We start from the raw sequence: 23,788 nt of genomic DNA, 5'->3' as shown, positions 1-23,788 counted from the left end.
GCGTCAGTGGTCGAAGTTGGTGGAACTCGACACGTCGAGCCAGGCTTCGAGATCGTTTTGCACCGACGAAAGTTTCTTCCGAACGACGTCGACGGCGTCCGGACCTAGTGCCAGGCGCAGCGGCGGGGCGTCTGCGCAAACCGCGCGCACGATGGCGTCGGCAGCCTTTGCCGGATCGCCTGCTTGCGTGCCGTGGTAGCTGCTCATGTGCCGGCGCATCTTGCCCACGGTCTCCGTATAGATGGGTGATTCGACCTCGCTCCACTTCAGCGATCCGCCTGCGAAATTGGTGCGAAAACCACCCGGCTCGACCACCGTCACACGAATCCCGAACGGACGCAGCTCCCGAGCGAGCGATTCCGACAGCCCTTCGATCGCGTGCTTCGAAGCGCAATAGAAACTGCAGCCCGTGATGCCGATCACTCCGGCAACCGACGAGAAGTTCACGATATGACCGCGGCCGCGCTCGCGAAAATGAGGCAGTACCGTACGTATCACGTTGACCGTTCCAAACACGTTGGTATCGAACAGCTGACGGGCTTCCGCGTCGGAGACCTCTTCAAATGCGCCGAACAGACCGTAGCCCGCATTGTTGACGAGTACGTCGATCGGTCCCGCGCGTTCGATGGCCTGGCTGATGGCGCGAGGCACCGCCGCCGCGTCGGTCACGTCGAGCAGCACGCCGTGGGCGCGTTCGGGTGCGAGATTTTCGAACGGCGCGATCTGTGCGTCATTTCGAACGGTGCCGACCACTTTGTCGCCGCGTGCGAGCACCGCTTCCGCAAGTGAGCGGCCGAAGCCGGACGAGACGCCGGTAATGAACCACACGGCTGGGTTGGTCTGTTTTTCAGTCATTGTCGAATTGGCTTTCGGATGAGTAGGGAGCATCGATTTAGCCGGCGGCCCGGGCCTCGGTCATGTCGGCGATCTCTCCGCGGACGTAGGCGTCGATCGTTCCCGCGCAGGACAGCTTATCGTCGCCGCCGGGCAAGTCCTTGTAGCGCACCACGTCGCGAATGATCGGCGTGCGCACGCCGTCGATGCCGTGACCGAACTCCATGGTGACCTTGTCGCCGCTGATTACGCCGCCCCAGCGCCCGTCCGCGAGCAGGTCGATCATGGCGAGCCGTCCTTCGACAATGCCTTTCCCGTCCGCAGGATTAAGCAGTTGTTCGCCGGTCGAGTCGAGCACCAGCGGGACGAGCCAGGGCGGGACCGTCCACGCCTTCGCTTCGTGAAACCACGGGCAAAAGCCCGATACTTCACCCATGCCGTAGCCGTCGTTGAAGTTGGTCGCGTTGAAGTTGAAGAAGCGCTCGCACTGCTGCTGGAAGTCTTCTGGCAGGTTCGCACCTTTCTTGCCGCCGCCGATACTAATGATCGTGTCAGGATGAAAGTCGGCGTCGGGAATGCCACGCTGGCGCGCCGTGGCGACGATCTGATAGAGCATGCCCATCATGCCCATGATGAACATGGGCTCGTGACGCCGTTCCAGCAGTTGGTCGATGAACTGCCGGAAATCGGCTTGTACGCGTTCGCTGCGTTCTCGACTTTCGTTCTGGAGGGCTTCTATTTCACTGGGGCGCGCGGTGCCGTCCGCGATGGCCCGCCGCATGCGCGCCATGCGCGTGGTGTGCGCGGCGCTTTGCGGCACATCCGACATGTAATGAATATCGCCCGGCATCGCAATCGCTTCGGCGAATTTCGCCATGCGCTCAGTTCCGGTGTAAGAGCCGGAGGAGGGCGTCAGAAGAAACACCGGATACCGACGCGACGGATCGCGCATGCCGCTCGCCGCCCAGCGAATGCCTTGGGACAGGAGACGCCAGCCGAGTTCGCGGTCGGCTTCGCTCTGATAGATAAAGGACTGCTTGCCCGAGGTTCCGCTCGAGCTCATCACGTAGTGGCCGTTAGCGCGCAGCGCATTGATCCAGTCGTCGAGATCGGCAATCGTGCCGTAGTCGAGTCCGTCGATCTTGCGGGTTGTGAGCGTTTGAAGCCACGCGGTGAGGTGGCGCCATTTTCCCTGCTCGATGAACGAATCGGGATAGCTCTTGTAGACGGCGTCAGCAAAGAGCAATGGCACGGCGTCGCTCATGCTCTTCACTTCCGTCACGCCGGCTTCGCTGGCCCGCTTGTCGAGAATGCGAATCTGCTGCCGGCGCTGCGCGAAGCGTTCGCGCACGGCTTGCAGTTGCGCGGCATGGAGATTCTCCGGCGCGTTGCGGAAAGGGTCATGAAGATCGGTGAGTTGAAGCAGCGCGGAAAGGGCTTGCATTATTGCGTCTCCTCCGGATTCGGGCCCGATTCCTCCGAGACCCATTTCATGAATCGATGGATCGGGAACATGCCGTCATGCGGATAGCCGCCAACCCCGTCTGAAATAGACTCGCCCAGTGCCACCATACGTTGCACGCCAGCGCACGCGAGTGCGTCGCGCACCTCTGTGACCCGGTGCGGTGGATAGATGCCAACCGTTTGCGTGGCGACGGTTGCATAGCGCGCACCGTCGCGCAGGCTTGTCACCGGAACGACGTTGACGGTCTTGCAAATGGGATGAAAATCGACCATTTCTTCCGAGCGAATGACGAGCCCGGTGCCGTCGTATCCGCCGAATACCCGGTAGAGCGGCTCCATCTCGCGCAGCACATCGACCGCCTCGCGAATATCGCTGGGCACCTGCGGGCCCTGACCGTCGCCATAGCGAAAGTCCTGGCCGAGCGCGAGCGCCAGTTGTTCGGCATAGCGGTCGGCGTCGTCTTCGTCGCCTTCGATGAACTGATACCGGCTCGCATTGCACGCGTCCTGGTTGAATGACAGCACATCGGCTGCGCCGGCACGCGCGACGTCGCGCAGTACCTCGTCGGATGCAAACGCTTCACGGCCGATCAGCGAGATAGACACTTTCGGATCGAACGCGACCAGCTCGAGCCCGGGGCCAGCGTAGCGCATCACATGCCGGACCGCGCTGTCGCCGCCCCATACAACGATCTTGTCGAAGTACTGCGGACGATAAAGAATCGACTCGACGTTTTCGTCTCCGCCGCGCCAGTACGCGGCCGAAAACGACTGGGTAACGGGATGATCCGGGTCGATGTCGGCCATGGTGCGCAGAATTGCAGTGGCCGTGAAAAGATCGTTCGAAGGCAGCTTGAGCAGGTGGACGCCTTTGGTCAGCGCCGCGCGCATGACTGTCATGGCGGCCACCATCGGCGAGTTGCCTGCGAGGACATGGACGAGACGCGGCGCAAACGCGCGTAGACGACTCGGGCGCCCGCGCAGAGTGCGTGCCACCCAACCGTCGACGAGGCGCGCGTCGCCAAGACTCACGCGCAACTCATCCTCGATCACCCCGCGTGCGAAAAGATTGGGAATGTCGCGATAGCAGTTTTCGAGAATCCGTCGCCCCAGCGGACTCACCTTGATCATCGATTCGAGCGCCGTCTGCATGAGCGGATTGACGTCGAGATGCAAACGCGGCCCCAGCTCGACAAGAAAGTCGATGATCTTCGCGATCGGAGTATCGAAAGCGGGACCGGATTGAGCTCGCGGCCACACTAGGTCGTCAAGTTCGATCCTGGGGGTGCAGAAACCTTGCCCAAGATCACGCGACACATGGTTGATGGCGCTTCCGGTGACAGTGCGACCGCGGTACACGTGGGAAACCGGTAGCGGCGCGAGGTTCGGCTCCTGCGCCGGGTTCTCGCGTTGCCTTTCTTTTGTTTCGGGATGCTCCATAAAAGCTCCTTTTCAAATATCGATACGCGTTGACTTGGGACGCGGACGCTGGTCCATTCCGAGGTTGCTGTCGCTAGTCAGCTCAGATTGACGATCATCCGATCGAGTAAATGTTTGACGGTTTGGACTTCTTCGACCGTGAAGCCGCGAAGCTGCCGATTGCTTGCATCGACGATGTGCGGCAGGGTTCCGCGCAACAACTGGCAGCCGTTTGCAGTCAGTGTGAGCTCGACACAGCGTCGGTCGGAAGTGCTGCGAATTCGTTCGATCAATCCTCTTTTTTCAAGCGAATCGAGCTTGCGGGTCATGACGCTACTGTCAGCGAGAAGCACTCGGCACAAGGCGGTAGGTGTGCGAGCACGTCCGTCGAAGAGTGCTTTCAGGATTCCCCACTGTATTGCTGAAAGCTCGCTCGCAGCGAGCTTTGCGTCGATTTCCGCGCCAAGCAGAAGACGAACCAGATTCATCTTGAACGCGACGCTCTCTTCAGTACGGTATTCCTCTGGCGCAAGTCTCTGTGCCGGTTCCGCGCCAGCCGGTTCTCGCTCGAGCGTGACGGAGTCGGGTAGATTCATCGATTTCCTGCCAAAAAAGTAGCTGCATTTGCAATCAACTATATGCACGTCATTCCAAATATGCAACGATAGGCCAGGTGTGGTTTTCCCCATGTTGCGAGCGGGAGCAGGTATGAGCGACGATGCGCACGCGCCTTTTTGTTTGCAATCTTCGGGAGGAACCTTGTCTGAATCTGGTGTGATAAGTGACATGGCGTTGCCAGTCGTTGTCGAGGAAGTGACGGCACAGTGGCTAACCTCCGCGATCGCATTTCGCTTTCCCGGCGTCGAAGTGACTTCGTGCAGGCACGTCGATGTGTTGCCGGGTACGTCGACCAAGGTGCGTGTTGCTCTCGAGTACAACGACACGGGCCGTGCGATGGCGCTGCCGTCGCGCATGATCGTGAAGGGCGGTTTCGAAGATCACAGCCCCTCGATGACGGACATGTATCGCAACGAAATGCGTTTTTATCGCGACGTTCTACCGTTCATAAATATGAATGCGCCGCGGTGCTTTTTTGCGGGCACGGACCCTGACGCCTGGCAATCCGTCGTCGTGATGGAAGACCTGTGCGAGCGTCACGTTCGGTTTTGCCGTGCCCAGCAACCGCAGGGCTACGAACACGTCGCCCTGCGGTTGAGTGCGATGGCGCGCTATCACGCGCAAACATGGAACAGCCGGGAGTTCGACAACGGCGGTCGGCTCGAATGGGTCGGGGAGCGCTTTTCGGACTGGTCGCTGGAATATCAGAACCGGTATCTCGAACCGGACGTCTGGGCCCACTATACGTCGCTGCCGAGAGGGGCGGCAGTAAGCCGGTATTTGCACGATCGGGACTGGATGGTTGCAGCTCTCGCGCGCATTGCACGCGAACACAAGGGCAAACCGGTATGCCTTATTCACGGCGATACGCATCTTGGAAATTTGTACGTCGAAGCTGACGGCACGCCAGGTTTTTTCGACGCCCAGGTCAGTCGGGCGCCTTGGAGCCTGGAGGTCGCCTACCACATAGGTTGCGCACTCGATATCGAGGACCGCCGCTCATGGGAGCGGCCGCTGCTCGAACACTATCTTTCGCAACTGGCGATTTTCGGGGTTAAGGCGCCCGATTTCGACGAAGCGTGGCACGACTATCGACGCGATCTTGCGTACGGATACTTCATCTTTGCGATTAACGAAACCCGCTTCCAGACGGAAGCAGTGAACACGGCGTACGCGGCGCGTTTTGGCGCGGCATTGCTGGATCACGACGCGGAAGGCGAATCGACATGATCAAAGGCAATAATGCAACCACATGTTGCATTATTGCCTTTGCAAGACTAAGCTCGGCTATCGGCAGCCTCCTGGCGAGTTATGGATTGAACGTTCACGAGTACGTGCCCGCTCGAACGTTCAGGATGACAATCGACTTTCATCAACCGATTACAGCATGCCCGTTCCTGAAATTTTTCATCAACGTTTAAGCGGCAAGATCGCGATCGTGACCGGCGCAGGATCGCTCGGTCAGGGTTTTGGCACGGGCAAGGCAATCGCATGTCTCTTTGCGGCGGAGGGCGCGTCCGTCTGTCTCGTCGATCAACAATCCGAGCGGGCGGCCGAAACGCTCGCGCTGATCGCGGAGGCGGGCGGCACAGCATTCGTATCGACCGGCGATATCACTGACGGCGCCGTGTGTGCGCGCATCGTCGAAGAGACCGTTGAGCGGTATGGAGGTCTGGACATTCTCATCAACAACGTCGGTATCTCAGGCGCGCCGGGGCGATTGCAGGACATCGACGAAGCGGCCTGGGACCGCGTGATCGACGTCAATCTGAAAAGTGCGTTCTTGATGAGCCGAAGCGCGGTGCCGAAGATCGTGGCGCGCGGGGGCGGGGCCATCGTCAACATCAGTTCGGTCGCGGGCATCCGCAGCCACGGGTCGGCCGCGTACGGCTCGTCAAAGGCGGGAATGATCGGCTTTACGCGTGAACTCGCGGTAATGTATGGCCGCGATCGTGTTCGTGCGAACGCCATTGCTCCGGGGCATATCTTTACGCCAATGGTGGACAGTATGCTTGACGACAAGGCTCGCGAACGCCGTCGCAAGATCGCGCCGCTCTCGTTGGAGGGGGATGCATGGGACGTCGCGGCTGCCGCACTGTTCCTCGCCAGCGATGAATCGCGATTCGTTACTGGCGCGTGCTTACCCGTCGACGGCGGCGTGACGGAGGTTGCGGCGCTGGCGGCGTACGACCTGGTCCAGCAGTAGCCATCGTATCGGGGGCACCCGGGCAGGCAGAGCGCCAGTTATGCCGTGCTTTCCCGGCGCAATTTTCTGGTAACTTAGCGTGGCCGAATTTGACCCGCGTGACAGGAAACGGCACCTGTGTGGAAGCGAGGTCTCAACCGATCGATGATGGCATGAGTGCTCGCAAGGCCGCAGATTCGCTTTTTGCCGCGTTAGCGGACGCTTCCAGACGACAACTGTTGACTCTGCTGAGCGGGGGTGCGCAAAGCGCAGCCGCATTGGCGCGTGAACTGAACATGTCGCGGGCTGGTGTAATGGGTCACCTGAATGCGCTTGACGAGGCCGGCTGGATCGACGTCGCTTTCGATGACCATGGCGAGGCGTTCTATTCGACGCGTTCTCGGGCTCAAGCACAATTCCTGACGGAATGCGTAGCGTTACAGCAGCCAGCATGGCCCGAAGATCGCGATGCGCTGGACGAACAGGCCGCAGCCTGGGCGCGCGAGTGGCCAGCGGAAGATTCGAACGTTTATCTGATCGGGCAACGCCTTCTACGGCTATCGGCACACATCGACCGGGCGCTCAAGGAAGCCGCTGCGAGTCAGGGGCTGCTGGCGGCCGAACTGTTGCTATTGGACGCGCTTCTGGTTTCAGGGCCGCCTTACACCCAATCTCCGACACAACTTCAAAAACCGCTGGCAATGACGCTCGGCGGCATCACCAAGTGCGTGAGCAGACTTGAGCAGACGGGCTTGGTGGAGCGCATACCGGATCCGGCGGATGGGCGTGGAATTCTCGTGCGAATGAAACCACGGGCACGCAAACTTTTAAGGAACATTCTCCAGCAGGGGGCGTACGGAACCGACTGGGTAGCATCCAGTCATATGGCGCCCGAGCGGCGCGCGGCGCTGTCGATCTTGCTGCGGGAACTCCATCTCTTTGCAGACGCGGAGGCCGTACGTCGGAGTGACGAGCGCAGCTGACGCAGTTGCCTTGATCACCGCCTCGATAGCAACGCTTAGCTCATCGCCATCGCGGCTTGCAACAGCCGAAGACGCAAGACCAGCAACAGGCGAGCGTTCTCAGCTCGCTTCTCCTCCGCCTTTCTCTGCCTCCGGCGCATCCGGTCGCAATCGACAACTCGCACCCAACGATATCTTCGTCAGCTGACAGCTCAGCGGCAACGTATTGTTGCGCGAGCTTCTGGTGCCTCGCTTGGTACAAATACCTGGATTAACCGAGATACTTTCCCAGTAAAGTACATTCTCAGGTGCTTGATGATGAACAGCATGTTCACGCCAAACGGAGATCCGAGCGATGAAGGCCGCGTATTTCACGAGAGTAGGTTTGCCGCTGGAAGTTAGGCGTGTTGCCGATCCCACTCCGGCATCCGGAGAAGTTGTGCTGAAAATTCACCGTTGCGGTATTTGCGGATCGGATCTTCACATGACGAATGGACACGCACCGCATTTCACGCTTCCAGAAAACTCGACACTTGGCCACGAATTCGCTGGCGAGGTGGTTGCCGTCGGAAAGGGTGTCGAGAAGCTGAAGCTTGGCGATGCAGTGACCGCGCTGCCGTTTGTCGGATGCGGGCACTGCGCGATTTGTCTTTCCGGGAAGCCCAACTTTTGCGCGGATTTCCAGGGGGCCGCCGCCGGCTTCGCCCAGTATGCAGTCGTTGCCGAGCGTGTAACGACCGCGCTTCCGAAGACGCTGAGCATGGAAGATGGTGCACTGATCGAACCGATGGCAGTTGGCTTGCACGGCGTTGCGCTGGCAAAACTCGCGCCGGGTGCCAAAGTGCTCGTGATTGGCGCGGGTCCCGTCGGGCTTGCGGCGACGTTCTGGGCTCGCCGCCTTAGCGCCGGACGCATCGTCGTCACCGCTTCCTCACTGCGCCGCGAAGCGCTTGCGCTGCACATGGGTGCAGACGAGTTTGTCGTTCCGCACGAGGGGCAGGATCTGGCGGCGCTGGCGGGGGATGCTCTTAAGGGTCCACCAGACGTCGTTTTCGAATGCGCGGGGCAAAAGGATCTGATTGCGAAGGCGATTCACTGCGTCAAGCCGCAGGGCGACGTCGTAGTGCTCGGCTTCTGCACGGTGCCAGATCAATTTATCCCCGCGGTAGCGGTATGGAAAGAAGTGCGAATCCAGTTCGCTGTCACCTACAGCATGCAAGAGTTTACGCATGTCGCTAACGTGTTCGACGCGGGTTGTGTCGAACCGCGCGCGATGATCACGGATCGCGTCTCTCTCGACGCGTTACCCGAGGTTTTCGAGGGTCTGCGTGATCGCTCGACGCAATGCAAAGTCATGGTGAACCCATGGCTGAGCTGAAATCCTGGAGCGACTATCTCTGCCAGTTGGCAAACGCAGAAAGTCTACTCGGGTTGACTGAGACACCCAGCAACCCTCAAACACGCGCGCAGCTGTATCGGCAGTTGCAGATGAATCTTTCGCTTGCCTACTTCATCTACTTCCAATCCGATCCGCTTCATCCTGACTGGCTGCCCTTCCTTAACTCGGTCTTCATGCTGCAGCCTAATCCCGACGATACCTATTTCATCGCACCGTTGCGAGGTGACCTGCGATACCGGATAGTTGGAGAACGCGGCAGCGTGCATTTGCTGACGCTCGACATCGGCCGGGGGATCATGGGCACTACCGATGAAACCCACCCGCCGCTTGGTCAATTCGACCTCGACGACGTAGAAATCGGCGACGACGGCAGCTTCGACATACTGTTGAGCGCGCAGCGTCCAGCTGGATACGACGGCAACTGGATCGAGCTCCATAGCGAGGCTGACTTCGCCATGCTGCGCCAGCGCTCTTATGCGTGGGGCGCGGAGCGGGACGCGCGGATCGCTATCGAGTGCCTCGATGCGCCGCTGTCGAAGCCGTCGATGGGCCACGAAGAGATCGCGAGGCGTACCGGCGAGTTGATGGACTACGCGGAGCGCTTGTCACGTCGCTGGCTCACGCATATGCAGCAACTGCGTACGCGAATCAATGTCAACGAGTTCGAGTTTTTCGCTTTCGGTGGGGGTCTCGCGAAGCAGGCGTACTGGCAGGCGATTTTCGATTTCGGTGATGACGAGGCGCTCATTCTCGACACCGCGTTGCCGCAGACTCGCCGCTACTGGAACGTGCAATTGAACGACACACTGTTCAACGCGCTTGACTATATCGATCACCAAAGCAGTCTCAATGGGCATCAGGCACACGTCGACGAAGACGGCCATTTTCGCGCGGTGATCGCTCATCGGGACCCGGGCGTCCTGAACTGGCTCGACCCATGCGGGGTCAATCGCGGGACTGCGATAGGCAGATGGTATGGGTGCAGCTCGGAGCCGGTTCCGACACTCAAGCGTGTGCCGCTCGCCGAGTTGCGCAGTCACTTACCGGCAGGAACTCGCTTCGTAGACGCAAGCGAGCGCGAAAGACTTTTGCGCGACAGACACATAGGTGCGCAGTTGAGACGCCGGTGGTAGGACAAAAACGGATTTCGGGAGACAACAGATGTCATTATCGAAACGATTCAGGGGTGCGGAGGACGAACTTCACGCGAGCGCGAGTGCGGCCACTGGCTTGAGCGATTTCGGTCCCAGCGCGGAGTATGGGACTGGCCTCACGCAACTTTTGCACGCGCTCGACGAAGACGGCCCACGCTTCGCGCCGGGGGGACGGGAATTTGCGTGGAACGCAATTGTCGGTGCTTTAGTCTCGCGCCTGACGCTGGTAGAGGGGCTGCGCAAGCATGCCGACGTCTTGTCGCGGACGCCGCGGCGCCCGCTCGTCATCACCGGCATACCGAGAACCGGTACGACCGCGCTGCACAAGCTGCTTTCGGTCGATCCACAATTTCAGGGATTGGAAAAATGGCTGACCGTCTTTCCACAGCCGCGGCCTGCGCGCGATACATGGACCAGTCATCCACAGTACCAGGCGACCGCAGCCGGGCTCGACGCCTTTTTCAGGTCAGCGCCAGAGATGCGCGCGGCACACAATATTGTGGCTGACGAGGTAGATGAATGCCTCGAAATACTCAAGCAGGGCTTTTGCAGCAATCTGTGGGGCTCATCGTTGCGCGTACCTCAATACGATCGCTGGTGGCGTCAACAGAGCGAGCTGCCTGCATATCGTTACCTGGCCCAGGCGATTAGTCTGATCGGTGCGCGCGACCCCGAAAAGACGTGGCTTCTGAAAAATCCCGGACACCTGATGCAGTTGCCCGCATTATTCGAGGTCTTTCCCGATGCATGCGTGGTCCAGACACATCGTGACCCAGTGGAGGCGCTGCCTTCGCTCGCGAGCGTGCTGGCGATGGCGCGTCGCATTTGCGAGAGCGAGCAGGTCGACAGGCACGAGATCGGCAGGCGCGAACTGGATAACTGGGCGCGTGCCAGCGAAGCAGCAATGGCGGCGCGCGCATGCTTGCCGAACAAGCAGTTCCTCGATATCAGACAAACCGATCTCCACGCCGATCCGATTGGCACAATGCGGCGCATATACGGTCACTTCGGCTTCACACTGACCGCCGAAACGGAGGAAGCGATGCGCCGACGCGTTAAGTACAGTCCTGAACGCGCCTATGGCGCGCATCAATATGCGCAGGACGAATTCGGCCTTGCACCGGCAGCGATCAGGGAGCGCTTCTCACGCTATATAACCACCTATGGACTGCACTGATGAAAACGCCGTCGCTTTCCCCGTTTTCCGGTTTTCTGCAGATTGCGTACGTCACAACCGATGTGGACGAGGCAATCGAGCGCTTTTGCAAGGAACAGAAAGTGCCGGCGTGGGCGCGCTTGCCGGGGATTGAAATAGAGTCGATCGCGGGGCGTCGCTGCAAGCTGAACATAGCGCTTGCGTTCGTCGGGTCGGTTCAGCTGGAACTGATCGAGCCGCTTTGCGGCGACGACCGCGTGTATCGTGATGCCCTGCCGCGAGACCGTTTCGCGATTCGCCATCATCACATCGCGCAGTTGATCGAGAGCGAAGCGGCTTTCGAAACACAGCGTGAGGACATGGCTGCGGCGGGCGTGCCGATCGTCATCGACGGCCAGTCGCGTGGCTACGCTCGGTACTTCTATTCGGATCACCGGGGAACGCTGGGACACTATATCGAGCATATCTGGTACACGCCTGCCGGCCTCGTCGCGATGGACCAGGTGCCTCGTAATGGAGTGGTCCAATGAACGCCGTCAGCACCGCGCTGTCGATCGACGATGACCACCGTCTCGCCGTGCACATCGCTACGGCGGCCGGCCGCGCATTGAACGCGATACGTGCGTCGGCAGTGCTAGCGGGCAAACCTTTGGGCGCGCTCGGCGATGCCACGGCGAACGAGCTGATTGCAGGCATTCTCGCTCGCTCCCGGCCGGAGGACGGTTTTCTCTCGGAAGAGTCGGCGCCGGATCCAAAGCGGCTAGCCCTCGATCGTGTATGGATCATCGACCCGCTCGATGGCACGCGCGAGTATGGCGAACGACTCGAGGGGCGTGAGGACTGGGCGGTGCATGTGGCACTGACAGTTGGCGGCGAACCTCGCGCTTGCGCTGTGGCGCTTCCGGCGCGTGGCGTAACATTCGGAACGTTATCGCCGCCTGAGTTGCCCCCAGCGCCCGAAGGGCGCCTGAAAATTCTCGTGAGCCGTTCCCGCGCCCCGAAACTGGCACTGATGGTGGCCCAGCGATTGAATGCCGAGCTTGTGCCCATGGGCTCGGCAGGCGCAAAGGCAATGGCCGTGCTGCGGGGCGAGGCTCATGCGTATCTGCATGCCGGCGGTCAATACGAATGGGACTCGTGCGCCCCGGTAGGCGTCGCACTCGCGGCTGGCCTTCACGCCAGCCGCATAGACCGCAGCCCGTGCCTCTATAACGGAGCAGACGTCTCGATGCCGGATTTGCTCATATGCCGACGCGAGATCGCCGAATCGATGCTGGCCGCCATCGCGGCCGCGCAGTGAATTTCCTTTGCAAAAGGATTTGCCATGCCCACGTTGACCCATCTGCGGCGACTTGAAGCCGAGAGCGTTCATATCATGCGAGAAGTCGTCGCTGAGGCACAACGCCCGGTGATGCTTTACTCGATCGGCAAGGACAGCGCCTGCATGCTCCATCTGGCAAAAAAGGCTTTTTACCCGGCGCCCCCGCCGTTTCCGCTCCTGCACGTGGATACCACCTGGAAGTTTCGCGACATGTACACGATGCGGGACCGGACGGCCCGCGAGAGCGGAATGGAGCTGATCGTGCATCAGAACCCGCTAGCGAAAGAACTGGGCATCAACCCGTTCGATCATGGCTCGCAGGTTCACACCGATATGTGGAAGACGCAAGGGCTGAAGCAAGCGCTCGACAAGTACGGCTTCGATGCCGCTTTCGGGGGCGCTCGCAGAGACGAAGAGAGATCGCGTGCAAAGGAGCGAATCTTTTCATTCCGCACGGCTACCCACCAGTGGGATCCGAAGAATCAGCGGCCCGAGCTGTGGCGTCTGTATAGCGCGCGAAAGAACAACGGCGAGTCGATTCGCGTGTTTCCCCTCTCTAACTGGACCGAACTGGACATCTGGCAGTACATCTACCTCGAGAATATCCCCATCGTGCCACTATATTTCGCGGCGAGGCGACCCGTGGTGAACCGGGATGGCATGCTAGTGATGGTGGATGATGACCGCATGCCACTTGGGCCTCTCGAGGAGGTGGAAGAGAAAATGGTGCGTTTTCGCACGCTGGGCTGCTATCCGCTTACCGGTGCGGTCGAGTCGAACGCTACGACATTGCCGCAAATCATTCAGGAAATGCTCCTGACGACGACCTCCGAGCGGCAGGGTCGCGTGATCGACCATGACGGCGCTGCATCCATGGAGAGGAAGAAACAGGAGGGCTACTTCTAATGGCACACGTCTCTGAGCTGATCGGAACTGATATTGAACGGTACCTGAAGCAGCACGAAAGAAAGAGCCTTCTGCGTTTCATCACATGCGGGAGCGTGGATGACGGAAAAAGCACGTTGATTGGCCGATTGCTTTACGAATCCAAGATGCTGTTCGATGACCAGCTTGCCGCGCTCGAAGCCGATTCGAGGAAGGTCGGTACACGCGGTGGCGAAATAGACTATGCGCTGCTGCTAGACGGTCTTGCCGCGGAGCGCGAACAGGGCATCACCATCGACGTCGCCTATCGGTTTTTCTCGACCGACCGCCGCAAGTTCATCGTTGCTGATACGCCAGGGCATGAGCAGTACACCCGCAACATGATAACGGGAGCGTCCACGGCCGATCTTGCCATCATTCTCGTCGATGCGCGCAAGGGCATTCTTCAGCAAACGCGACGGCACAGCTATCTCGTGTCGTTGATCGGCATTCGTAACGTCGTTCTCGCGGTGAATAAGATGGACCTGGTCGGGTATTCGCGCGAACGATTCAACGAGATTTCGCGCGAGTATGGCGAATTCGCCAGAAAGATCGGCATTCCAGCTGTAACGGCAATCCCCATTTCCGGTGTCAATGGCGACAATATTGTTGAAAGGAGCCCAAAGACGTCGTGGTACGACGGGCCGTCCTTGATGCATCACCTCGAGACCGTCGAGATCGACGAAGCGCATTTGCAGACGCAGCCGTTTCGTTTCCCTGTACAGTGGGTCAACCGCCCCAATCCTGATTTCCGCGGGTTTGCAGGAACGATTGCGTCCGGTGTGGTGCGTGTTGGGCAGCGTATACAGATTCAGCCATCAGGACGGGAAAGCACGGTCGCAAAAATCGTGACGGCCGATGGCGATCTTGACGAGGCCTTCGCGGAACAGTCCGTGACGCTTCTGCTCGCCGACGAAGTGGATGTCTCTCGTGGGGACCTGATTTCAACGGCCGATTCACCCGCTCCGGTTGCCGACCAGTTCGAAGCAACGCTCGTGTGGATGAGCGAGCAACCGATGCTTCGTGGGCGCAGTTACTTGCTGAAGATCGGCACTCGGACCGTCACGGCGACGATATTGCCGCTGAAATACAAGCTGAATGTCGATACGCTTGACCACGTGGCTAGTGAGACTCTCGCCTTGAACGAAATTGGCGTCGCGGAACTGGAGTTCGATCGCGCGATCGCTTTCGATCCATACGAACAGAACCACGAAACGGGCGGCTTCATCGTAATCGACCGTATCACCAACAGCACGGTCGGTGCCGGTATGCTGCGCTTCGCACTGCGCCGCGCGAACAATCTTCGCTGGCAGACGCTGGAAGTGGACAAACGCGCGCGGCGGGTGCTGAATGGGCACCAGAGCGGCGTTGTCTGGCTGACAGGACTTTCAGGTGCGGGTAAATCGACCATTGCCAATCTGCTCGAGAAGCGCTTGCATGCGATGGGCAAGCGAACTTATCTGCTCGACGGGGACAATGTTCGGCACGGATTGAACAAGGATCTGGGATTCACGGCCGAGGACCGGGTGGAAAATATCCGACGCATTGCCGAGGTGGCGAAATTGATGGCGGATGCGGGTGTGATCGTCATTACGGCGTTCATTTCGCCGTTTCGCGCGGAGCGCTCCCTCGCACGCGAACTCATGGAGAAGGGTGAATTCATCGAGGTGTTCATCGACACGCCACTAGAAGTGGCCGAGGAGCGCGATCCGAAAGGACTCTACAAGAAGGCACGTAGCGGCGAGTTGAAGAACTTCACAGGCATCGATTCGCCCTACGAGAAGCCGCAGAATCCCGAGATCCACATTAACACCATGACCGCTTCTCCCGAACTGGCTGTAGCGGTGATCTTCGAGAAACTCCAGACCGTGGGATTCCTTGACGTGTCGAGGGGAGCGCCACTTTGAGACGGCGCGGGGGTGCGCCTCGGCCGTCGATACGGTGCCATTGCTAGTCCACGTGCGTTCATATTGTTATACGACATTCATTTATATATACTCCCTGCTGTCGGCTACGGGAGATGCCGAGCGCAATTCCCGTGTTGACGGCGCCCGCGACGGGCGACAGTCCAACGCGTATGGCGACGTTTCGAGGCGTCAGGGAGGCAGTGGGGATGGCGGAAAGCAATCAGCAAGGTTACGGACCGCGCGAGTCGATGGAATACGACGTGGTAATCGTCGGCGGCGGTCCCGCAGGCCTGTCCGCGGCGATCCGCCTGAAGCAGCTGGCAGCCGAAAAAAACGTCGAGATCGGCGTCTGCGTGCTGGAAAAAGGCTCAGAGATTGGTGCGCATATCCTTTCCGGCGCTGTCATGGACCCGCGCGCACTCAACGAACTCATGCCCGACTGGAAGGAGCGGAATGCGCCGTTGAACGTGCCCGTGACCGAAGACAGATTCCTTTTCCTTTCGGAAACGCGTGCGAAGTCGGTGCCGAACTGGGCATTGCCGGAGAACTTCAAGAACCACGGCAACTACGTGATCAGCCTCGCGAACGTCACGCGCTGGCTGGGCCAGCAGGCCGAGGCGCTAGGCGTGGAGATCTTTCCGGGCTTTCCGGCCGCTGAAGTTCTCTACAACGAGGACGGTTCGGTCAAGGGCGTCGCCACCGGCAACGTGGGCATTGGCAAAGACGGCGAGCCCACCGGGAACTTCCAACTCGGGATGGAGCTGCACGCGAAGTACACGCTGTTCGGCGAAGGTTGCCGCGGTCACCTTGGCCGCCAGCTCAACGACAATTTCAAACTCGGCAACAACGCCGACCCGCAGGTCTACGGCATCGGCATCAAGGAGCTGTGGGAGATCGATCCTGCGAAACACCAGCCGGGTCTCGTGATCCACACGGCCGGCTGGCCGCTGAAGCCGGACACCTATGGCGGCTCATTTTTGTACCACATCGACAACAACCAGGTGATGGTGGGTTTTGTCGTTGGTCTGGCTTATCGGAACCCCTATCTTTCGCCGTTCGAGGAGTTCCAGCGCTACAAGACGCACCCGGAAATCCGCGGATTCCTCGAAGGCGGCAAGCGCGTGTCGTATGGTGCGCGCGCAATCACCGCCGGCGGCTTGATGTCATTGCCGAAGCTCGTATTCCCGGGCGGTGCGCTCGTCGGCGACGATGCGGGTTTCCTGAATGCCTCGCTTATCAAAGGCAGCCACGCGGCGATCAAGACCGGCATGCTGGCCGCGCATGCCGCGTTCGATGCGCTGCAGGCGGGCCGCCACCACGATGAACTGGCGGCCTACCCGGAAGCGTTCAAGCAGTCGTGGCTCTACAGGGAGCTGTACAAGGCGCGCAACTTCAAGCAGTGGATGAGCAAAGGCCTGTACCTCGGCTCGCTGATGGTGGGCATCGAGCAGAAGCTGCTCGGCGGCAATGTGCCGTGGACGCTGCGTCACCAGCATCGCGATCACGAAACGCTCAAGCCCGCGTCGCAGTGTCAGCCGATCGAGTATCCAAAGCCTGACGGCAAACTAACGTTCGATCGTCTGTCGTCCGTGTTCATTTCGAATACGAACCACGAGGAGAATCAGCCGGCGCACCTCACGCTCAGGGACACAAGTGTGCCAGTGAACGTGAATCTGCGAACTTATGCGGGCCCAGAATCCCGCTTCTGTCCAGCAGGCGTCTACGAGTATGTGAAGGACGATCAGCAAGAGGACCGTCTGCAAATCAATGCGCAGAATTGCGTGCACTGCAAGACCTGCGACATCAAGGACCCGACACAGAACATCGTGTGGGTCACGCCGGAAGGCGGCGGTGGGCCGAACTATCCAAACATGTGAGCGGGGTGATAGCCACGTCTCGGAGGTCAGTCTCGGAATGAAATTGATTCGGTCCATCGACGAATTGCGCGCGCAGTTGCGCGGGCAAAACCGTACCGCATTCGTGCCGACTATGGGCAATCTTCACGAAGGGCATTTGTCGCTTGTTCGGCTAGCCCGGCAGCATGGGGATCCAGTCGTCACGAGCATCTTCGTCAATCCCCTGCAGTTCGGGCCGGGGGAAGATTTCGAGCGTTATCCGCGCACGCTGGATGCGGACATCGAGAAACTCCAGAAAGAGAACGTCTATGTCGTCTTTGCCCCCACGGAACGCGATTTATACCCGCAGCCACAAGAGTATCGAGTGCAGCCGCCGGGAGGCATGGGCGACATGTTGGAAGGTGAATTCCGGCCCGGTTTTTTCCAGGGCGTGTGCACGGTGGTGATGAAGCTGATGGTGTGCGCGCAACCGCGTGTGGCCGTCTTTGGAAAGAAGGACTACCAGCAATTGATGATCGTTCGGGAGATGTGCAAGCAATTCGCGATGCCCACGGACGTTGTCGCGGGCGAAACCATTCGCGATTGCGACGGTCTTGCGTTGTCCTCTCGCAATCGTTTCCTGACACCCGAAGAGCGAGTCGAGGCGCCAATGTTGTATCGGCTGCTGAATCAGATCCGCGACAAGATCCTGAGCGGGGAGAAAGATATTCAGGGAATCGAACGACGCGCGTTCTCCAAATTGATCGACCGAGGTTGGCAGCCGGACTACATTTCGGTGCGCAAGCAGGCCGATTTGCGGTCCCCGACCGCGCAGGAGGTCGATGCTGGCAAGCTTGTTGTCGTCGCGGCTGCGCGCCTCGGAAACACGCGACTGATCGATAACCTGGAAGTTTGAGCGGTGCGCCGCGCTGGGCCGACGCGACCGATCAGGAATGAACACGTGCCGCAATACGGTAATATCGGCGCACGGAGCGCGCCGCGAACTGCGTCCGGCTTTCTTTAGCGGCACGGCCGTCCTGGTGTGCGGACGATACTTCCCAGAGTCGTAGATGAAATCGCCATTGAGATGGATCGTTGCGATCCTGGCAGCCTTTACGGTCATTGCTTTGCTTGGCCTGCGGTTGCCTGAGTTCGTCAACCTTACGACGAAGATTGTCACGGTGATCTCGATCAAGCGACCGGACGCGGTCGTTTTTGACTACGTGACGACACCGTCGCACTGGCCGGATTGGCACCCGTCGTCGCTATCGGTAAGCGGAGCGACCGATCACTCGTTAAGCGTTGGCGAACAAGTTACGGAAGAATTTCGCGTCGCGGGTCGTCGGGGGAGCGTCGTCTGGACGGCTGCGGTGCGGGACCGTCCGCGCAAATGGGTAATTGTCGGAACCATAGATGGCAAGTCCGCCGGCACAGTGACTTACACGCTGACGCCTGTAGCGTCCGGGACGCGATTCGAGCGTGAGTTCGTGTACCGCGCACCATCGCTTTGGTTTGCGGCGGTGAATGTCTTGTTCGTGCGTGCGCGAATCCAGCAAGAATCAGACGAGGCAGTCGCGCGGCTGAAGAAAACGTTGGAAACGGCCAACGGGCAATGACGCCCGACACTCGTCGTGGCCGTTGCCGCACCGACGCCTTCGGGGATTGCGAAAGTCGCCGCGATGCACGTGGTGCGGACATCGCGGGCCCAATGCTACAACGCATCAACCGATATGTGCGAGCACGATCAGCGTCACCGTGACGACGATCGCGCCGCCGATGCGCGTGGCGATCTGCGCGAAGGGCATCAGTTGCATGCGGTTCGCCGCCGTGAGGATCGCGACGTCGCCTGTTCCGCCCTGGCCGCTATGGCATGCATTCACGATCGCCGTATCGATAGGGTAGAGCTTGAGCCGGCGTGCAACCAGAAACCCGGTGCCCATCAGTGTCGCCACGGTCGCGACGATCGTCACGATATTGGCCACCGTGAACGCAGCGATCAGCTTGTCCCATGGCGTCATGGCGACGCCGATCGCGAACAGCAGCGGATACGTCACCGCGGTCGAAAAGAACTTATAGACGACGAATGCGCCCTCCTGCAACTGCGGCGAGACTGCGCGCGCCAGCTTGACCAGCACCGCGAGGAACAGCATGGCAACCGGCGCGGGCAGACCGAAGAGATTGCGGCACATCAAGCCGAGCAGGTACAGCGTGATCGCCGTGATGCCGGCCGCCGCGATATGCGTCACGTCGATATGACCGCGAATCTCCTCCTGGACAGGATCCATCTCGTCCGTCTCGCCGGGTTGCAGGCGTCCGTCGCCGGTGAGATGAGGAAAGCGCTTGCCGAGCATGTCGAGCGCGCCGGCGAGAACGATAGCGGTGAGGCTGCCGAGCATCACCGGTGGCAAGACTTGTGCAAACAGCTCGCCCTGCGGCAGATGCATGATTTCTGAATAGCCCACTGATAGCGGAATAGCGCCTTCACCGACACCCCCCGCCATGATCGGCACGACGATATACAGCAGCGTATGCCGCGCGCCGAGTCCGAATGCCGAACCGACTGCAATTCCGACGATGCATGCGGCCAGCGAGCCCAGCGCGAGCGGCACGAAGATCTTGAGAAAGCCCTTGATCAGCACGCGTCGGTCCATACTGAGAATACTGCCGACGATGATCGACGCGATGAACAGATAAAGGAAATTGCTCTGCTTCGTGAACTCGGTCGTGAGGCCGAGGATCGGCTTGGGCAACAGATGATAGTAAGTGAGCGCGGAAGGCACGAAGGTCGCACAGATCGCGGCCGCGCCGATATTGCGCAGAAGCGGCAGGCGCTTGCCCAACTCGGCGCAGGTAAAGCCGAAGAACGCCAGCACCGCGATCGCCATGGAAATTTCGCCCGGGATCTTGCCCGTCACCGCGAACCCCGTGATTAGCGCGAGCAGAATGAAATAAACCGGCAGAGGGATGATGCCGATTCTGTATTCCATCAGCTTCCACCAGCCTTCGGGCCAGAATCGGGTGACGCTTTCGGACCGCTGCGCGGGCGTCGCCGGTGAGTGATCCGGTGTTTGTGAGGTGATGGACAAAGCATGTCTCCTTGATGTGGCGCGCCGAGGCGTGTGCCGGTCTCGCGTTTCGATACAGTTACAGTGATATCCGATGGGTGAATGGCATCGGGACGACAAATTCCATGTGCGCCCCGAACCGCAGTCATCGACGTGCCACCGGCGGCAGCGGTTGATACGGCAGGTTGAGATGCGCCGCGAGATTAGCGAGCACTTGCAGCACCCGAAATTCCCGGCCGGAGATCAGTTCGTGCGGCGGCGCATCGCTGGATTTCGGACCGAACACCGACGCGTCGACGAGCCGTGGATCGAGGAAAGCGATCGACGCTGGCGGGACTTTCTGCCACCCGTGACCGATTGCTTCCCCAAGGGCCGCTGCACCTGCTTGTGGCCGATCTTCAGGTCCTGCTGTTGCGGCTCTGCAGGGCGGCGGAAAAAACCGCCGAAGCGTCCATCCGGCCGGTTGCGTCAGCAACGCTGAGCCACACCTGTCCGTCGCACCGCCCGCAAATGGCCAGCTTTCTGGCATGTGACGCGTCAGGACGAACTACGCATGCGCGGTATCCGCATGTTGCGCACGCGTAGGTGTAACGCACTTCACTGAGTGTTTCCATCAACCGTCTCCTGCCCCCGCTTCTCCCGCTTGACTCTGTCGCAATGGTAGGGGCAATTGGAATCGGCAACAGATTCATCGCATCTTTTGCCTTGCTTGCAGATGTCTGTCGCTCATGTTCCGGATCTCGTCCAGCACCGCGATCAATGATGAAATTTTAGAAGAGCGCAACCTTCTGAACGCTTTCAGCGAGTGCATGTTCCGATGGGGGTTTTCCATGAGGAAACCACTGCATTGGAAATGCAGCGTCATCCGGGGATCAGGCGATGACGAATCCTGCTGATGGCAACGCTGTCGCGCTTGCGCGAATAGTGAGGCGCTCTCATGGAAATCCCCTAAACGTAGGTCCTCGCCGTGTAAGCCGAGAGAAGGGTTTGCGCTTCGATAATCGCGCCATCGATGCAGACAGGTAGCATTTCGCCGCCGACAATAATGGAGACTATCGATGCAACCGAAGTCCAGTGCGTTTCGTCATGTCGCTGTTGCTTCCAGCCTGTTGTTCAGCCTTGCCTCGCAGCATGCGGCAGCCGCGGACAGCAGCAAGATTACGATCATGGTGGGCGGTATCACCAAGCTGATCTACCTGCCGGCTCGACTGACCGAACAGCTTGGGTACTTCAAGGACGAGGGGCTCGATGTCGAGTTGCTGTCGCAGCCTGCCGGCGTCGATGCTGAAAACGAACTACTGGCCGGTGCCGTTCAGGCCGTGGTCGGGTTCTACGACCATACGATCGATCTGCAAACCAAAGGCAAGGACGTCAAAGCAATCGTCGTATTCGGGCAAGTGCCGGGCGAGGTCGAAATGGTATCGACCAAGGCGGCCGAAACGGTTAAATCGATGGCGGACGTGAAGGGCAAGACGCTTGGTGTCACTGGCCTCGGCTCTTCAACAAGCTTCCTGACGCAATACCTTGCCGGACAGCACGGCATCCAGTCCACGGAATACACGATGCTGCCGGTGGGCGCTGACGCCAGCTTCATCGCGGCGATCAAACAAGGCCGCATCGACGCCGGCATGACGACCGAGCCGACTGTCTCGGCATTGCAGAAGTCCGGCGAAGCGAAAGTGCTCGTCGACATGCGCTCGGTCGAAGGCACGAAGGCGGCGTTGGGCGGCACCTATCCGGCGTCGAGTCTCTACGTGCAGGCTGCATGGGCCGATTCGCACAAGGTCGAAGCAACCAGGCTCGCGCATGCATTCGTTCGCACGATGCAATTCATCCACACGCATAGCGCAGAAGAAATCGCTGCGAAGATGCCCGACGACTATCAGAAAGACAAACCGCTCTACGTGAGCGCGCTGAAGGCATCGCTGCCGATGTACACAGCGGACGGCAAGATGCCGGCCGACGGTCCGGCTACCGTGCTCAAGGTGCTGTCGGCGTTCAATCCGTCGGTCAAGGGCAAGCACGTGGAGTTGGGCAAAACGTATACGAACGAGTTCGTCACCTCCAAATAAGTCGTGGGCGTCCCTGCGCTGTTGCGCAGCGGGCGCCGTCAGGGTCGTCGTGGCACGTCGTACCGTCCGTCATGGAAGCGTTTCAAGCGCAGCCAGGCTGACGCGTTGCCGCGAAGGACTCCGAATAGTTAGTGCGAACGTCAATGCGGATATCAGTAGAGTCACTGAGTTGTAGAAATGACACGGGAAAGGAGCGTGAAGGATTGGGGTCACTAGCATGACGAACATTCGCACCCCAAACCGGTTGCCGGGACCTTGAAACGGACGCAGTCGTGAGTAGGGAAAACACAATTTCAACGCAGTAGTCTGAGGAGACGATCTTGAAGAAAAAGTATCTTTCGCTGGCTGTCGCGGTCAGCGCACTGGGGGCAGGCGGCGCGCACGCGCAGTCGAGCGTGCAGCTTTACGGCCTGATGGACCTGAGCTTTCCGACTTATCGCACGCATGCTGATGCGAACGGCAATCACGTCATCGGCATGGGCAACGACGGCGAACCCTGGTTCAGCGGCAGCCGCTGGGGCATGCAGGGTGCAGAGGACATCGGCGGTGGTTCCAAGATCATCTTCCGGCTCGAGAGCGAATTCGTCGTGGCCAACGGCCAAATGGAAGATCCGGGTCAGATTTTCGACCGTGACGCATGGGTCGGTATTGAGAACGACACGTTCGGCAAGATTACGGCAGGCTTCCAGAACACCATTGCACGCGATGCAGCGGCGATCTACGGTGACCCGTATGGCAGCGCGAAGCTGAGGTACGAAGAGGGCGGCTGGACGAACTCGAACAACTTCAAGCAGATGATTTTCTACGCGGCCAGCGCGACCGGCACGCGTTATAACAACGGCGTCGCGTGGAAGAAGCTGTTCAGCAACGGCATCTTCGCGAGTGCGGGTTACGCGTTCGGCAACTCGACGAGTTTCGGCTCCAACGCCAACTATCAGGCTGCGCTGGGTTATAACGGCGGCCCGTTCAACGTGTCGGGCTTCTATAGCCACGTGAACCGCGAAGGCAACACGAACCAGTCGTTCTCGGTTGGCGGCAACTATACGTTCGGTATTCTGCGCGCCAATGCAGGGTACTTCCGCTACCTCGGAAATCAGGGCGCGCTGGGTCAACGTCAGGATAACGCGTGGACCGTGTCGCTCAAGCTGTCGCCGAAAGGTCCGCTCGATTACCAGCTCGGCTATCAGCAGATGCGTGTGAAGAATGCCGCGTACAACACCGACGGCGATATTCCGAACGCGAACATCGGTGCCTTCGATGCGGCTTCGGGCCTGCACAACGGCTACAAGGAAACCCTGTACTGGTCGGCGTTTTATCACCTGTCCAAGCGCACTGAACTGTATCTGGCCGGCGACTATATGAGACTGCATGGCGGCTATACGGTCGGCACCACCTTCGGTGCGACGAACCAGCTCGAACTGACCACGGGTGTGCGTACCCGATTCTGATCGGGAACACAGCCTCGCAGCGCAT

The 23,788-nt window shown here is 59.7% G+C and carries 21 protein-coding genes; 15 read left to right on the top strand and 6 right to left on the bottom strand.

Going from position 1 to position 23,788, the window contains the following annotated elements; all coding sequences use genetic code 11:
• Positions 1 to 3: 3 nt before the first annotated feature.
• From BJG93_RS31040 to BJG93_RS31025, 4 genes are all read right to left on the bottom strand, one after another.
• Positions 4 to 855, bottom strand: coding sequence for an oxidoreductase (locus BJG93_RS31040; protein WP_027194297.1), 852 nt, complete (start codon positions 853 to 855; stop codon positions 4 to 6).
• Positions 856 to 892: 37 nt separating this feature from the next.
• Positions 893 to 2,278 carry a hypothetical protein gene (locus BJG93_RS31035; protein WP_027194296.1) on the bottom strand — a complete coding sequence of 462 codons (1,386 nt, stop codon included), beginning with the start codon at positions 2,276 to 2,278 and terminating at the stop codon, positions 893 to 895.
• Positions 2,278 to 3,738: an acyl-CoA reductase gene (locus BJG93_RS31030; protein WP_027194295.1), complete on the bottom strand. Its 1,461-nt coding sequence runs from the start codon at positions 3,736 to 3,738 to the stop codon at positions 2,278 to 2,280. The genes BJG93_RS31035 and BJG93_RS31030 overlap by 1 nt, the downstream gene beginning before the upstream one ends.
• 77 nt (positions 3,739 to 3,815) lie before the next feature.
• On the bottom strand, positions 3,816 to 4,313 hold the full coding sequence (locus BJG93_RS31025; RefSeq protein ID WP_027194294.1) for a MarR family winged helix-turn-helix transcriptional regulator: 498 nt from the start codon (positions 4,311 to 4,313) through the stop codon (positions 3,816 to 3,818).
• A 112-nt stretch (positions 4,314 to 4,425) separates the two neighbouring features.
• On the opposite strand from BJG93_RS31025, the gene BJG93_RS31020 reads away from it, so the two are divergent.
• The 13 genes from BJG93_RS31020 to BJG93_RS30960 all read left to right on the top strand — a co-directional run bounded on the left by BJG93_RS31020 (position 4,426) and on the right by BJG93_RS30960 (position 18,794).
• Positions 4,426 to 5,565 (top strand): ecdysteroid 22-kinase family protein, encoded by a 1,140-nt coding sequence (locus tag BJG93_RS31020; protein ID WP_231337618.1) that lies wholly within the window; start codon positions 4,426 to 4,428, stop codon positions 5,563 to 5,565.
• Positions 5,566 to 5,722: 157 nt separating this feature from the next.
• A complete protein-coding gene (locus tag BJG93_RS31015; protein WP_027194292.1) occupies positions 5,723 to 6,541 on the top strand; it encodes an SDR family NAD(P)-dependent oxidoreductase in 819 nt (272 codons plus the stop codon).
• 152 nt (positions 6,542 to 6,693) lie between these two features.
• Positions 6,694 to 7,503: a MarR family transcriptional regulator gene (locus tag BJG93_RS31010; RefSeq protein WP_027194291.1), complete on the top strand. Its 810-nt coding sequence runs from the start codon at positions 6,694 to 6,696 to the stop codon at positions 7,501 to 7,503.
• A 334-nt stretch (positions 7,504 to 7,837) separates the two neighbouring features.
• Positions 7,838 to 8,860, top strand: a complete 1,023-nt coding sequence (locus tag BJG93_RS31005; RefSeq protein WP_027194290.1) for an alcohol dehydrogenase catalytic domain-containing protein — start codon at positions 7,838 to 7,840, stop codon at positions 8,858 to 8,860.
• Positions 8,827 to 10,014: a DUF1214 domain-containing protein gene (locus BJG93_RS31000; protein WP_231337617.1), complete on the top strand. Its 1,188-nt coding sequence runs from the start codon at positions 8,827 to 8,829 to the stop codon at positions 10,012 to 10,014. Before BJG93_RS31005 ends, BJG93_RS31000 begins: the two co-directional genes overlap by 34 nt.
• A 28-nt stretch (positions 10,015 to 10,042) precedes the next feature.
• Positions 10,043 to 11,212, top strand: coding sequence for a sulfotransferase family protein (locus tag BJG93_RS30995; RefSeq protein WP_027194288.1), 1,170 nt, complete (start codon positions 10,043 to 10,045; stop codon positions 11,210 to 11,212).
• Positions 11,212 to 11,721 carry a VOC family protein gene (locus BJG93_RS30990; protein ID WP_034477395.1) on the top strand — a complete coding sequence of 170 codons (510 nt, stop codon included), beginning with the start codon at positions 11,212 to 11,214 and terminating at the stop codon, positions 11,719 to 11,721. Before BJG93_RS30995 ends, BJG93_RS30990 begins: the two co-directional genes overlap by 1 nt.
• Positions 11,718 to 12,491, top strand: coding sequence for a 3'(2'),5'-bisphosphate nucleotidase CysQ (locus BJG93_RS30985; RefSeq protein WP_027194286.1), 774 nt, complete (start codon positions 11,718 to 11,720; stop codon positions 12,489 to 12,491). The genes BJG93_RS30990 and BJG93_RS30985 overlap by 4 nt, the downstream gene beginning before the upstream one ends.
• 24 nt (positions 12,492 to 12,515) lie before the next feature.
• Positions 12,516 to 13,418: a sulfate adenylyltransferase subunit CysD gene (gene cysD / locus BJG93_RS30980; protein WP_027194285.1), complete on the top strand. Its 903-nt coding sequence runs from the start codon at positions 12,516 to 12,518 to the stop codon at positions 13,416 to 13,418.
• Positions 13,418 to 15,343, top strand: coding sequence for a sulfate adenylyltransferase subunit CysN (gene cysN, locus BJG93_RS30975; protein ID WP_027194284.1), 1,926 nt, complete (start codon positions 13,418 to 13,420; stop codon positions 15,341 to 15,343). The genes cysD and cysN overlap by 1 nt, the downstream gene beginning before the upstream one ends.
• 206 nt (positions 15,344 to 15,549) lie before the next feature.
• Positions 15,550 to 17,220: an electron transfer flavoprotein-ubiquinone oxidoreductase gene (locus BJG93_RS30970; RefSeq protein ID WP_027194283.1), complete on the top strand. Its 1,671-nt coding sequence runs from the start codon at positions 15,550 to 15,552 to the stop codon at positions 17,218 to 17,220.
• A gap of 37 nt (positions 17,221 to 17,257) precedes the next feature.
• Complete coding sequence (panC, locus tag BJG93_RS30965; RefSeq protein ID WP_027194282.1) at positions 17,258 to 18,094, top strand: pantoate--beta-alanine ligase; 837 nt, start codon at positions 17,258 to 17,260, stop codon at positions 18,092 to 18,094.
• A 154-nt stretch (positions 18,095 to 18,248) separates the two neighbouring features.
• Entirely contained in the window at positions 18,249 to 18,794 is a 546-nt protein-coding gene (locus BJG93_RS30960; RefSeq protein ID WP_027194281.1) for an SRPBCC family protein, read from the top strand.
• Between the two features lie 105 nt (positions 18,795 to 18,899).
• Here BJG93_RS30960 and BJG93_RS30955 read toward each other — a convergent pair whose 3' ends face one another.
• Together BJG93_RS30955 and BJG93_RS36590 are read right to left on the bottom strand one after the other, a co-directional pair.
• Positions 18,900 to 20,258, bottom strand: coding sequence for a 2-hydroxycarboxylate transporter family protein (locus BJG93_RS30955; RefSeq protein ID WP_407675361.1), 1,359 nt, complete (start codon positions 20,256 to 20,258; stop codon positions 18,900 to 18,902).
• 130 nt (positions 20,259 to 20,388) lie between these two features.
• Positions 20,389 to 20,529, bottom strand: a complete 141-nt coding sequence (locus BJG93_RS36590; protein ID WP_154671688.1) for a hypothetical protein — start codon at positions 20,527 to 20,529, stop codon at positions 20,389 to 20,391.
• Between the two features lie 772 nt (positions 20,530 to 21,301).
• Here BJG93_RS36590 and BJG93_RS30945 point away from each other — a divergent pair.
• Positions 21,302 to 22,315, top strand: coding sequence for an ABC transporter substrate-binding protein (locus BJG93_RS30945; protein ID WP_027194279.1), 1,014 nt, complete (start codon positions 21,302 to 21,304; stop codon positions 22,313 to 22,315).
• 320 nt (positions 22,316 to 22,635) lie between these two features.
• Positions 22,636 to 23,763, top strand: coding sequence for a porin (locus tag BJG93_RS30940; RefSeq protein WP_027194278.1), 1,128 nt, complete (start codon positions 22,636 to 22,638; stop codon positions 23,761 to 23,763).
• Positions 23,764 to 23,788 lie beyond the last annotated feature (25 nt).

The sequence above is a fragment of the Paraburkholderia sprentiae WSM5005 genome (genome assembly GCF_001865575.2).
GTDB lineage: Bacteria > Pseudomonadota > Gammaproteobacteria > Burkholderiales > Burkholderiaceae > Paraburkholderia > Paraburkholderia sprentiae.
Note: the sequence above shows the minus strand (reverse complement) of the source record. Positions and strands in the feature narration are given on the sequence as shown.

What these genes read in the sequence shown, in the direction of transcription:
- cysN (WP_027194284.1), top strand. Translation starts at nt 13,418, where the DNA reads ATGGCACACGTCTCTGAGCTGATCGGAACTGATATTGAACGGTACCTG.
- BJG93_RS30945 (WP_027194279.1), top strand. Translation starts at nt 21,302, where the DNA reads ATGCAACCGAAGTCCAGTGCGTTTCGTCATGTCGCTGTTGCTTCCAGC.
- cysD (WP_027194285.1), top strand. Translation starts at nt 12,516, where the DNA reads ATGCCCACGTTGACCCATCTGCGGCGACTTGAAGCCGAGAGCGTTCAT.
- panC (WP_027194282.1), top strand. Translation starts at nt 17,258, where the DNA reads ATGAAATTGATTCGGTCCATCGACGAATTGCGCGCGCAGTTGCGCGGG.
- BJG93_RS30985 (WP_027194286.1), top strand. Translation starts at nt 11,718, where the DNA reads ATGAACGCCGTCAGCACCGCGCTGTCGATCGACGATGACCACCGTCTC.
- BJG93_RS30990 (WP_034477395.1), top strand. Translation starts at nt 11,212, where the DNA reads ATGAAAACGCCGTCGCTTTCCCCGTTTTCCGGTTTTCTGCAGATTGCG.
- BJG93_RS31010 (WP_027194291.1), top strand. Translation starts at nt 6,694, where the DNA reads ATGAGTGCTCGCAAGGCCGCAGATTCGCTTTTTGCCGCGTTAGCGGAC.
- BJG93_RS30970 (WP_027194283.1), top strand. Translation starts at nt 15,550, where the DNA reads ATGGCGGAAAGCAATCAGCAAGGTTACGGACCGCGCGAGTCGATGGAA.
- BJG93_RS31020 (WP_231337618.1), top strand. Translation starts at nt 4,426, where the DNA reads ATGAGCGACGATGCGCACGCGCCTTTTTGTTTGCAATCTTCGGGAGGA.
- BJG93_RS30995 (WP_027194288.1), top strand. Translation starts at nt 10,043, where the DNA reads ATGTCATTATCGAAACGATTCAGGGGTGCGGAGGACGAACTTCACGCG.
- BJG93_RS30960 (WP_027194281.1), top strand. Translation starts at nt 18,249, where the DNA reads ATGAAATCGCCATTGAGATGGATCGTTGCGATCCTGGCAGCCTTTACG.
- BJG93_RS31015 (WP_027194292.1), top strand. Translation starts at nt 5,723, where the DNA reads ATGCCCGTTCCTGAAATTTTTCATCAACGTTTAAGCGGCAAGATCGCG.
- BJG93_RS31035 (WP_027194296.1), bottom strand. Translation starts at nt 2,278, where the DNA reads ATGCAAGCCCTTTCCGCGCTGCTTCAACTCACCGATCTTCATGACCCT.
- BJG93_RS31000 (WP_231337617.1), top strand. Translation starts at nt 8,827, where the DNA reads ATGCAAAGTCATGGTGAACCCATGGCTGAGCTGAAATCCTGGAGCGAC.
- BJG93_RS31005 (WP_027194290.1), top strand. Translation starts at nt 7,838, where the DNA reads ATGAAGGCCGCGTATTTCACGAGAGTAGGTTTGCCGCTGGAAGTTAGG.
- BJG93_RS31025 (WP_027194294.1), bottom strand. Translation starts at nt 4,313, where the DNA reads ATGAATCTACCCGACTCCGTCACGCTCGAGCGAGAACCGGCTGGCGCG.
- BJG93_RS31040 (WP_027194297.1), bottom strand. Translation starts at nt 855, where the DNA reads ATGACTGAAAAACAGACCAACCCAGCCGTGTGGTTCATTACCGGCGTC.
- BJG93_RS31030 (WP_027194295.1), bottom strand. Translation starts at nt 3,738, where the DNA reads ATGGAGCATCCCGAAACAAAAGAAAGGCAACGCGAGAACCCGGCGCAG.